At 42.1% G+C, this 10,011-nt stretch carries 9 protein-coding genes; all 9 read right to left on the bottom strand.

The features are described 5' to 3' along the window. Positions 1 to 221: 221 nt before the first annotated feature. Positions 222 to 1,793: a degradosome RNA helicase CshA gene (locus HMPREF2832_RS05200; protein WP_070505815.1), complete on the bottom strand. Its 1,572-nt coding sequence runs from the start codon at positions 1,791 to 1,793 to the stop codon at positions 222 to 224. Between the two features lie 802 nt (positions 1,794 to 2,595). After that, entirely contained in the window at positions 2,596 to 3,504 is a 909-nt protein-coding gene (locus tag HMPREF2832_RS05205) for a magnesium transporter CorA family protein (protein ID WP_049472123.1), read from the bottom strand. A 40-nt stretch (positions 3,505 to 3,544) separates the two neighbouring features. After that, a complete protein-coding gene (locus HMPREF2832_RS05210; protein WP_003015210.1) occupies positions 3,545 to 3,925 on the bottom strand; it encodes a PH domain-containing protein in 381 nt (126 codons plus the stop codon). A gap of 80 nt (positions 3,926 to 4,005) precedes the next feature. Then, complete coding sequence (locus tag HMPREF2832_RS05215; RefSeq protein WP_023917622.1) at positions 4,006 to 5,553, bottom strand: peptide chain release factor 3; 1,548 nt, start codon at positions 5,551 to 5,553, stop codon at positions 4,006 to 4,008. Positions 5,554 to 5,737: 184 nt separating this feature from the next. Next, positions 5,738 to 6,418 (bottom strand): YwaF family protein, encoded by a 681-nt coding sequence (locus tag HMPREF2832_RS05220; RefSeq protein ID WP_070505817.1) that lies wholly within the window; start codon positions 6,416 to 6,418, stop codon positions 5,738 to 5,740. Between the two features lie 13 nt (positions 6,419 to 6,431). Beyond that, the gene (locus HMPREF2832_RS05225) at positions 6,432 to 7,118 is read right to left on the bottom strand and encodes a YwaF family protein (RefSeq protein WP_070505819.1); all 687 of its coding nucleotides are present in this window, start codon (positions 7,116 to 7,118) and stop codon (positions 6,432 to 6,434) included. Between the two features lie 25 nt (positions 7,119 to 7,143). Further along, positions 7,144 to 7,845, bottom strand: coding sequence for a YwaF family protein (locus HMPREF2832_RS05230; protein WP_070505821.1), 702 nt, complete (start codon positions 7,843 to 7,845; stop codon positions 7,144 to 7,146). A 30-nt stretch (positions 7,846 to 7,875) separates the two neighbouring features. Further along, entirely contained in the window at positions 7,876 to 8,487 is a 612-nt protein-coding gene (locus HMPREF2832_RS05235; RefSeq protein WP_070505822.1) for an NUDIX hydrolase, read from the bottom strand. Next, positions 8,477 to 9,847, bottom strand: coding sequence for a UDP-N-acetylmuramoyl-tripeptide--D-alanyl-D-alanine ligase (gene murF, locus HMPREF2832_RS05240; RefSeq protein ID WP_070505824.1), 1,371 nt, complete (start codon positions 9,845 to 9,847; stop codon positions 8,477 to 8,479). Before murF ends, HMPREF2832_RS05235 begins: the two co-directional genes overlap by 11 nt. Positions 9,848 to 10,011: the final 164 nt, after the last annotated feature.

A 10,011-nucleotide genomic window follows, 5' to 3' on the forward strand; every position in this document is an offset into this window, starting at 1 on the left:
AATAATTGTAGACTTAATATGTTAACAGAAATATTCCATTTTAGGAATTCATTCTTTCTGTTGTCTGACTTTTTTGGATGCTCCTTATCATGATACATTTTTCTAAAAGAGTCAGTTATCATTTAGGTCTCCTTATAAATATACAAGGGTTAACAGCTAGTTAACCCTTGTATTTTTGATTTTCATATAAAAACGGCCTATTGCTAGACCGTTCTTAGGGCTTATTTATCCCCTTTGTTGCGGATAACAAATCCATTTTTCTTTTCATTGGAAGTACGATGAGGACGTTTGTTGCCTTTGCCTTCAAAGTCTCGGCTATTTTTATTGGACTTGCGTTTGAAATCACGGCGTCCACCTTCACGGTCATCTCTGCGATTTCGGTCACGGCGTTGGTCTCCACGACGACCATTTCCACGGCCACCTTTGCCTTTTCCACCAAAGCCACCACCAGATGGTTTAAATGGCAATGGTTTTTCACGCGCAATTTCAACTTCTGGAAGGCTGTCTGGATCTTGAACGGTCAAGCTCAAAATATACATGGCCAATTCTTCAGGAGTGAATTCTGCAGCCAATTTGCGAGCATCCTTGCCAAACTTCTCAAAGTTGGTCCGGATTTTTTCATCTTCAAAGTCTCGCTCAATTTTCTTCAGTGCTACTTGTTTTTTAGCTTGGAAGGCTTCTTCCGCTGTTGCAGGTTTCATTCCCTTCATCCGCTTTTTAGTCAAGTTCTCAATGATTTGCAAATAGCCCATTTCATTTGGCGATACAAAGGTAATGGATTGCCCTGTTTTCCCAGCACGACCTGTCCGTCCGATCCGGTGAACATAGCTTTCTGGATCTTGTGGAATATCGTAGTTGTAGACATGGGTAACACCTGAAATATCCAAGCCACGTGCCGCAACGTCTGTTGCTACCAAGACGTCCAAGTTCCCATTTTTAAAGTCACGAAGCACTCGGAGGCGTTTGTTTTGATCCAAATCTCCGTGAATTCCTTCTGCCCGGAAACCACGAATCTTCAAGCCACGAGTCAATTCATCGACCCGGCGTTTGGTCCGACCAAAGACGATGGCAAGTTCAGGTTGCTCGACATCCATCAATCGAGTCATGGTATCAAATTTTTCGCCTTCTTTGACACGAATATAGTATTGATCGACCAAATCAGTTGTCAATTCTTTGGCCGCAATCTTAACGTGTTCGGGTTCTTTCATAAACTGAACACCAATGCGTTTGATGGCTTCTGGCATCGTTGCTGAAAAGAGAAGAGTTTGACGTGTTTCTGGAACACGGCTAATGATAGCTTCGATATCTTCCAAAAAGCCCATGTTGAGCATTTCATCTGCTTCGTCCAAGATCAAGGTTTCAATATGATTAAGTTTCAAGGCCTTGCGCTTGATCAAATCTAGCAAGCGTCCAGGGGTTCCCACAACGATATGAGCACCTGACTTCAAGGCTTTGATTTGCTTTTCAATGCTTGATCCACCATAGACAGAGCGGACTTTAACACCCTTGCTGCGTCCAAAACGGAAGAGTTCTTCCTGACTTTGAACCGCCAACTCACGCGTTGGGGCAATAACAAGAGCTTGGATCACAGTATTATCGACATCAATCTTCTCCAAAGTTGGAAGACCAAAAGCAGCCGTTTTACCGGTCCCTGTTTGCGCTTGGCCGATGACATCTTTTCCTTCAAGGGCCAAAGGAATAGTTTGTTCTTGGATAGGGCTTGCTTCTACAAAGCCAGCTTTTTCGATTTCTGCTAATAATGCAGCAGATAAGTTAAATTCATTGAATTTCAATTCTTTCTTCTTTCTAAAAAGTGGTGCGAAGCCACTTTATCACACTTCTTTCAATGCGAAAACGCACTGATTGCATAGGAAGTCACCTTCCCGGTCACCTGTCGCAAGACTCATCTAAAGAAAAACTAGTCCGTCTGTTTAAGACTACAATTTCTTTAGAGAAAAATGTTTTGCGTCCTAACGGATGTTGTTGGCTAGTATCGTTTTTCAAACAAATAGGCCACAAGATCCTACTTGCGGGAGTCTTCTTTCGAACAGAATCCTTCCATCTGTTCTGCCTCCCTAGCATTTCTCTCATACAAGTTTGCAACTTATCTAGTATAACACAATGAAGAGGTAAATGATAGTCACAGGAGACTAATTTTATTTTTTAGGAAAAAATCTTAGATAGCTTAAAATTATAAAAGCGCTCCTAAACCAAGCAAGGACTGGTTTTCTTCTTGCGACCATTTCATATACTTCATCATAGGAGTATAAAAAAATCGGAAAACTTTTATTTTTTGGTAACTCTTATCTTGCGTTTTTACAAATAAATATGTATAATACAGTTAGTATCTAAAATATTTCTGTATAAAGAAATAGGATCATTTTATCTGATTCAACGATTTATTCTAAGTTCTGATTTATTTAGAACCACTCAGTACTATTAAATCTACTCCTACTATTTCCAAGAAGATTTTGTACAGTCGATGAACTATTCACACTGCCCCTTCTTTGGAGAGGAGGGCAGGTGTCTAGATGGTTCCTATTTCTCAGATTATTCTAGATACGAAGAGGCTCGGATTTCTCCAAGCCTCTTTTTTTATCTTTTTTTCACAATCCACCGCATGACCTTTGCCAAAATGAGCCATAATATAAAGCTACATAGGGATACATAAATCCAAGCATTGGGATCCTCTGTCATCGGAAGAGGAATATTCATTCCAAAGAAACCGGTGATAACGGCTAAGACCGCCAACAAGGCTTCAAAGATGGTTAGGGTGGTCAAGTTATCATTCAAGTTGTTGTTTAGGATATTGTTGTATGATCCAGACAACTGCTGTAAGACATTCGAAATCAACTCAGTCATCGAAACCAACTGACGCGCTTCGATCATGGCATCATCAAACTGCTCTTTTTCAACATCATTCATCCTGCGATAAATGGCATGCGCTTTGATATGTTCTAGCAACATCCGATTTTGCTTGGCTGCCGCGACCAGATACACCATACCGGTCTCAAGGTCAGACAGGGCATAAAGATTCTTGGTCGTCGTTGTCTTTCGAAGCAAACGATTGAGTTCATCTTTGTGCTTATCTAAGCGATCAATAATCGGATAATAAGCATTACTGATCATTTCAAGACCTGCAAAAAGCAACTTATAGATCGACAGCTCCCCATGGCTTTCCAAATAGCGAACCATTTGTTCAATGATATAGGCATTGTCCTGATTACTGATGGTCACGAGTCGCGTATCTTGAACGATAAAGGTCATGGGTATGGTTTCGTAATATTCCTTGTCCTTTTCTAAATCCAATACATTATAGATAAAGGTGATCGTTCCGTTTTCTCGATTGTAATCCATATGGGCACGTTCGTTCTTATCCATCGCGTACTCAATGGTTTCTTTGTCAATATCGTATTTTTTATAAAGATATGAATTTTCAGCAATCAAATCCGAGTCGATATTGATCCATTTCCGATCTTGACCCAATTGTTTATCGATAAACATTCCGTCTCCTTTCTCAACTGTTCTCTATCAACATGATTTTTTATTTAAAGACCGCACTGGCTAATGCTTGCTGGATTTCAATGACACTGTTGTCACTCTTGAATTGTAAAACTTCTGAAGGTTCCACTGCTGAAGAGACCCAGATTTTTAATTCAGCATCCAAATCAAAATGACCGGAAGTTTCTACTGAAAATCGAGAGATGGAGCGATAAGGAAGGGATTTGTAGGAAGTTTTCTTTCCTGTTACTCCTTGCTTATCCACCAAGATCAAACGAAACTCGGTAAAGACGATCAAATCACGAATCAGGCTAAAAGCGAGAGTGACTTGCTCTCCAGGCACCAAAATATCTTCCAGATCTCTTTCTACTTTGTCAACATTTTTTTGAGAGGCATTGCCCATCAAACCACTTAATAATCCCATCATTTCTCCTTTATAAGCGAAAACGGACAAGATTCCGTTTTCTTATTTCTATTGTCATGGATCGGTTTTGAAAACTTTCCTTATCCCATCTTTTCTTCCAACTCAACGTCTGGATACTTGTCCGCAAACCAACGGAGGGCAAAGTCGTTTTCAAAGAGGAAGACAGGCTGGTCAAAACGGTCTTTGGCCAAGATGTTTCGACTTGAAGACATACGCTCATCTAAATCTTCTGGTTTGATCCAACGAACGGTCTTTTTACCCATTGGGCTCATGACCACTTCGGCATTGTATTCATTTTCCATGCGGTGCTTGAAGACTTCAAACTGGAGTTGCCCAACAGCACCTAGCATGTATTCACCTGTTTGGTAGTTGGTATAAAGCTGGATAGCTCCTTCTTGCACCAATTGCTCAATCCCCTTGTGGAAGGATTTTTGCTTCATGACATTCTTAGCAGATACCTTCATGAAGATTTCAGGCGTAAAGGTTGGCAGTGGTTCAAATTCGAACTTATTTTTACCAACTGTCAGCGTATCTCCAACCTGATAAGTACCAGTATCGTAAACCCCGATGATGTCTCCTGCTACGGCATTGCTGACATTTTCACGGCTTTCGGCCATAAACTGAGTGACATTTGATAGCTTAGCCCCCTTACCAGTACGAGGCAGGTTAACGCTCATGCCCCGCTCAAACTCGCCCGATACAATTCGAACAAAGGCAATCCGGTCACGGTGACGAGGGTCCATGTTGGCTTGGATTTTAAAGACAAATCCTGAGAAATCCTTATCATAAGGGTCGACAAGCTCTCCATCTGTCTTCTTGTGGCCATGTGGTTCTGGAGCAAACTTCAAGAAGGTTTCTAAGAAAGTCTGCACCCCAAAGTTCGTCAAAGCGGATCCAAAGAAGACTGGTGTTAATTCACCCGCAAGGATGGCTTCTTCTGAGAATTCATTTCCAGCTTCTTGCAAAAGTTCGATATCGTCTTTCACCTGCTCGTAGAATGGATTGTTAGCAAAGAGCTTGTCTCCATCTTCTAGACTCGCAAAGCGTTCATCCCCTTTGTAGAGTTCCAAGCGTTGATTATAGAGGTCGTAAAGCCCCTCAAAGGCTTTCCCCATCCCGATCGGCCAGTTCATTGGGTAACTGGCGATGCCCAAGACTTCTTCCAATTCTTGCAAGAGGTCCAGTGGCTCACGTCCATCACGGTCCAGCTTGTTCATAAAGGTAAAGACTGGAATGCCTCGGTGTTTCACAACCTCAAACAATTTCTTGGTTTGGGCCTCGATACCCTTGGCAGAGTCTACAACCATAACCGCCGCATCCACCGCCATCAAGGTCCGGTAAGTATCTTCTGAGAAGTCCTCGTGCCCTGGGGTATCAAGGATATTAACGCGTTTACCATCGTAGTCAAACTGCATGACAGATGAGGTTACGGAAATCCCACGTTGTTTCTCAATGTCCATCCAGTCGGATTTAGCAAAGTTTCCTGTTTTCTTCCCTTTGACAGTACCGGCTTCCCGAATCTCTCCCCCAAAGTAGAGCAACTGCTCAGTAATCGTCGTTTTACCAGCATCCGGGTGGGAGATGATGGCAAAGGTACGGCGTTTTTTAATTTCTTCTTGTACGTTCATGTTCCTAATTCTTTCTCTTCTTATTTTTTGATAAATTTACAAATTCATCTCTACATCGGATCTCTCCTCAATTTCTCTATCTGTCCTATTATAGCGAAAATAGGCACTTTTTTCAACGATGATTCTTCTTTGAGAGCAAAAAGAAAGACTAAAATCCGTAGATTCTAGTCTAATTCAATCATATTTATTTTCTCACTTTCACTCGCTCACTTCTGCGACTGAAGAACTGATTAAAGAGTAATAAAGCAAGGGCTAAAATACTGGATACAACCAGATAGTTGAGCCACACCTTATCCCCTCTCATAATCGGAGGGCGGGCCATCAAGCCGTAATTTCCTCCCGTCAATTGATTGACTCCAACCAGGAATAAATCTAAGGCAAAGGTATAGAGAACAATCTGACTATTTTTTAATTGGTTTCGATCATACCATCTCAAAAGATAAATCAAGGAATTGATGAGGAGACAGTAATGTCCGAGGAGGAAAGAAAAACTCGTAATATGAGGGAAAGTGTAGGGATCAAAGACTGGATAGCCCAAAGCAAAGATGGCTCCACTCACTCCCATCAAGGCAAAGAACTGTTTGCTTTTCCATCGGTCTGGTAAAAACAAGACCGCAAACATGGCCAAGCGGCAATGGTAAAAAGGTAAGCTATTGGACCATGGAATGTGGTAGGCAAAATACCAAAGATACAAGCAAATTAACTGGAAGCCCTGTAAGTATTGAAAACATTTGCGAAATTGCTCATTCTGATAATAGCGAAGTGACATCATAATCGCTGTCACAACGAACAAGACCATCACACTATACCAAGTTACTGAGATTGCTGGTGGTGCTGTTGATTCTGTAGTGAAAAAATGATGCATAAAATCTCCTTATTTAAACAGATTTAGGTATTCTTCTTTTCTTACTGTACTGAACGATCGTATTGATGAAAATCAGTGTCCCCGTCATGAGAACTGTCACGATCAAATAGTTGAGCACAAGGCCATGGTCACCGATCACAGGAGGGCGACGCATAAAGCCGTAGTTTCCACCCGTTGCGAGATTCGCAAGCTGAATAATGGCATTGACCCCAAACGTCATCTGACAGATTTTCCAAACAGCCCCTTCTTCCACCTGGTAGGATTGAACCAGATAGATCAAACAGTTGGCCAGGAGAGCCCAGTGACCAAAGACATTGTTGATCGAGGATACGTGAGGAAAAGGATAGGGATAAAAAACAGGATGAAGCAAGGCCATAATGGAGCCAAAGACTCCCACGAGGGCAAAATATTGCTTGAAGCTTCCCTTGGGGGCCAAAAGGATAATCCACATGGCCATCCGGCTATGATAGAAAGGAAGACTCTCTGAAAAAGGCAAGCGAGCTGCTAGATACCAAGCATTGATAATGAGCAACTGGATCAACTGCCCCCAATACCAAAAGTTTTGGTAGGCTTTAGAGTGAGCAAATCGAATGGACAGAACTCCCACTACTACCAATGAAGTCGGCAATAAGAAATACCAGACTCCTAATTGAGGAGGGGCCGTTGGTTGACTGGTGAAAAATAGGTCCCAAAGTGTCATGATTTCTTTCCCTTATCTGCTCTTTTTATTCTGAACGCGAAACTATACTCTCTTCGACCATCTTGTATTTGTATTTATAGCGTTGATTGACCAAGCAAATACCTGCCACCATCACAATGCTGACCAAGAGGTAGTTCAAGAGAGCACCGTGGTCTCCAATGATTGGTGGACGCTTTAAGAAGCCGTAATCTCCACTGGTCAAAAGGTTGACCAAAAAGATGACGGCATTCATGCCAAAGGTGATCTTAACAATTCGTAGGCTGTCTTGCTTTTCCGACTGATAAAAATCTTGCAGGTAAATCAAACTATTGGCAAACAAGGCCCAGTGACTAAAAATCAGATTGAGCACAGTAATATGGGGGAATGGGAAGGGGTCAAAGGCCGGATAAACCAAGGCCGCAATCGATCCCAAAACTCCCAAGAGAGCAAAATATTGCTTGATATAGGTTCCTCTCGGGGCAAAGAGGATTGCAAGCATGGCCAAGCGACAATGATAAAAAGGCAAATTATCTGTCAAAGGCATGTGGGCGAGAATATACCAAGCATTGATAGTCAAGACTTGAATCAATTGTGCCCAGTACCAAAAGCGTTGGTAGCTTTTCGACTGCGCATATTTAATAGAAAAGTAGCCAACCACCAACAAAGAAGCTGGCAAAATGAAATACCAGAGTCCAAACTCAGGCGGGGCTGATTTTTGGTTCGTAAACAACAAATCCCAAAGTGTCATGTTTATATCCCTTTAATTTATAGATCGTTTTTAATCACAATACAAATCTCGTTTCCCATCATAAACCTCCCAAAGGAAATTCAATTGTTCTTCTGTATTGCGCTTGGTAGAAAGAGCAGGCATCTTCTCTCTCTCAAAAAAGGCAAGATCGGAAATTTCCTGATTCTGTTGAAAACTTCCATCCAGCAATTCACATTCAAATACCAATTTCACATATTGGCGGCTTTGCAATTGGTAGCGATTGGTATCAAATACTGCCAACAAGCGATTGACACGTGCTACATAGCCCGTTTCTTCTTGGATTTCCTTTAAAATATTTTCTTTAGGAGAATAGCCAACCTCACCAAAGCCACCCGGCAAGGCCCAGGTCTCTTCTCCCTGACCTTTCACCAGACAAAGTTTTCTATCTTTGACAATCCAAGCCCTAACATCAATTAAGGGGGTGTCATAATAGTTTGTCGGTCGAAACAAATCCGATAATTCTTGTGAATTCAGATCAGTCGTTTCTTTCACAAGATCCTGTAAAATTTCACGAATATCCTGGTAGCGCTCTTGATCAAATGGATCTTTTGAGAATGCTAAACCTGTATTGGTGATTGAAATCAAGCGCTGAATGTCCTTCAGTACATTATTACTCGCCATTCTCCAATTCCTCTACTAATTTGGCTAGATTCATGGAATTGCTTCCCTTGATAAGGATTTGGTCTTGCTCTTTCAAGCTTTCCTTGACTTGTTTGACCATGTCCTCAAACTGATCTTCCTCAGCTGTCTTCTTGAAATAATAGACATGTCCGAGTGGGAACATCTGACTCGCTAACTGAGCCAATCCCGCAATGTCTTGGCCGTAGAAAATAACCGTATCCAAGACATCTGGCGAGAGGCTGAGAATCATTTGGTTGTGCAGATCTACAGATTGCTCCCCTAGTTCTTTCATATCTGCCAGGACGGCTAATTTTCGACCATTTGGATTAGCAGGAATAGTCGAGAAAGTTTCTAAGATTAGGCGCATAGCCGTCGGATTAGCATTGTAGACATCGGATAGGATATCCGCTCCGTTACTGGCCTTCTTCCATTCTGTCCGGTTGCGCGTCAATTGCAAGGTTTCAAAACTGTCACGAATCGCAGCTTCACTCACTCCTTCTTTCAAGGCAACATAAGCTGCAATCATGGCATTGGTCGCATTGTATTTTCCTGTTACCGGAAGATCAATCGCTTCTTCTAAGAAATTCGCTCGGAAAGTTAAGCTGTCCTTTCGCTCGATTAACTCGGTAATAAAAATCTCCTCGTCTGGACCAAAGCGGACCACTTTTTGATTTTCAGGGAGGTAGGCATTGACGATCAGATCAGCTGGAACTACCAGAAGACCGCCTTCTGGCATGCCATCCGCAATCTGGAGTTTTCCTTTTGCGATCTCACTTCGATCTTTAAAGAATTCCAAATGGGCTTCCCCAATCAAGGTGACAATAGCAGCTTTTGGATGCGCCAGTTCTGACAAGAGATGGATATCTCCTAGATGGTCTTGCCCCATTTCAAGGACGAGTTTGTCTGTCCCTTCTGGCATATGCAAAACCGTATAAGGAAGACCAATTTCGTTATTATAGTTTCCCTGTGTTTTATAGGTCAGGTAGGTGGTGGACAAAAGCTGTGCCAACATATCTTTTGTGGTGGTTTTACCATTTGACCCCGTCACTGCAAAAACATCCACTTTTGTCTTTTGAAGATAGGCAGCAGCCAGGGTTTGGAAAGCACTCAACACATCTTCTACCAAAATATAAGGATGCCCTTCTACCACTTTCTCTGAAAAAGTGGCTACGGCTCCGTTTTCAAAAGCAGTCTCAATAAAGTCATGACCATCACGCGCTCCCTTTAAAGGAACAAACAGGTCTCCAGGCCCAATCAAACGGCTGTCAAATTCAGGCTTGACGAGGGCCACATCTTCAAATTGGCTGATATCATTTTTTGCATGTACTAGATGAGCAACTTCATGTAATGTGAGATTCATATCCGACTCCTCAGTTCTCCGTAGCGTCTTCAAAAATTTGGACGCTCCTATCAAATTCTTCTCATTATACCATATTCTAGACCACAAAAAAAGTGGCTGGGACAGAAGTCCTAACCTCTTGATTGTTTTAGGATTGTCGAGCAAGACGCAGTGGTTGAGTGGGC

Source organism: Streptococcus sp. HMSC073D05, from assembly GCF_001812015.1.
Lineage (GTDB): Bacteria > Bacillota > Bacilli > Lactobacillales > Streptococcaceae > Streptococcus > Streptococcus parasanguinis_D.